The organism is Streptomyces calidiresistens, from assembly GCF_014141525.1.
Lineage (GTDB): Bacteria > Actinomycetota > Actinomycetes > Streptomycetales > Streptomycetaceae > Streptomyces > Streptomyces calidiresistens.
In genome coordinates this window covers 1-1,291 of the sequence record NZ_VKHS01001147.1, presented here as the reverse complement: position 1 = coordinate 1,291, position 1,291 = coordinate 1, and the positions used below count along the sequence as shown (strand labels likewise).

1 protein-coding gene is annotated in these 1,291 nt (G+C 76.5%); it reads right to left on the bottom strand.

Translation table 11 applies throughout. The features are described 5' to 3' along the window. A partial coding sequence (locus FOE67_RS26015; RefSeq protein ID WP_182667276.1) for a DUF5667 domain-containing protein occupies positions 1-1,017 on the bottom strand: 1,017 nt, incomplete at its 3' end. Between the last annotated feature and the right edge of the window lie 274 nt (positions 1,018-1,291).

Here is a 1,291-nt window from a genome sequence, read left to right as displayed (position 1 = left end):
GGGGTCGGCGGGCGCGGTGTCGGGGGTTCCCTCGGCGGAGGGGGAGACCTCCGGCGAGGGCTCGGGGGGCACCGCCTCCTCGTCCTCGCGCAGCAGGAGCCGGACGGCGGCCACCTCCTCCCGCAGCGCGTCGAGGACCTCGGTCACCTCGGCCCCGATGTCGTGCAGCACCGGGGGGAGTTGCGGACGCAGTTCGGCCCAGGTCCCCCGGTGGCGCTCGGAGAAGTCCGAGAGGGTGCGCAGGGGGGCGACGGAGCCGTCCCGCTCGTGCGCCTCGACCAGCAGGCGGTGGCCCTCGGCGGTGTTGGTCGCCATGGCGGTGAGGGCGGCGCGGACCTCGGCCACCTGCTCCGGCTCCAGCGGGCCCGATCGCCCGCGCTCCATGAGGCGCCGTGCCTCGTTGAGTCGGGTGGAGGCGTGGTCGAGATGGATGCGTCCGCGGTCGTGTTGGCCGCCGGCCAGGTCCAGCCGGAGGTCCTCCATGCCGCGTTTGAGGCCGTAGAGGGTGTCGCCGGGCAGGGCGTTGGTGCTCGCGGCGGCGGCTCCGCCGAAGGCACCGGCGGCGACGCCGACGGTGAGGCCACCGGCGGCCAGGCCCTTGGTGAGGCGCGATCTGGGCCGCAGGGCCCCGAACCCGCGGGCGGGTCCCGCCCGGTGGGCCCCGCGCGGGCGGTCGGGCCCGGTGGGGGGTGCGCCGAGGGCCGTCGCGCCGCCCTCGGCGAACGCCGCCTCCAGGGCGGCGACGAGCCGGGCGCGCTGCACCGCTTTCGTCCCGGCGTCCATGCGCGGCGGGGGGAGCGCGCGCATCCCGTCGACGACCCGCAGCAGGGGCGCGATCTCCTCCGGGGCCGGTTCCGTCGGCCCCGGTGTGGTCTCCGACGCCCCCGGGGCCGGGCGCGCGGGCGCTCCGGACTCCGGTGGTGCGGGAGCCGCACCGCTCGCGGGAGCGCCCTCCGACGCCGCCACGGCCGCGGCGAAGGCACCGGCCCGCCGGTGGGTCGACACGGATCCGATCACGGGCGTCACCTCCTCTCGTGTACACGGTCGGCTCCCTGTCACGGACCGGGTATCGCCCCGTTGACCGCCTCACCCGAAGGGGGGAAACGGGTCTCCGGGGTCGAATCACAGAGAGCCTGCAAGTTCCCCAACGAGCCCGGGGCAGCGGGGTTACGGCTTGATGATGATCGGATCACTCCTGCTTCCGGGGGATGCGCGGGGGCGTGCGCCCGGGGAGCGGCGGTGTGTGTCGGGGCGTGGGAGTGAGTGGAATGACGAAACCCCCGTCCCGGGG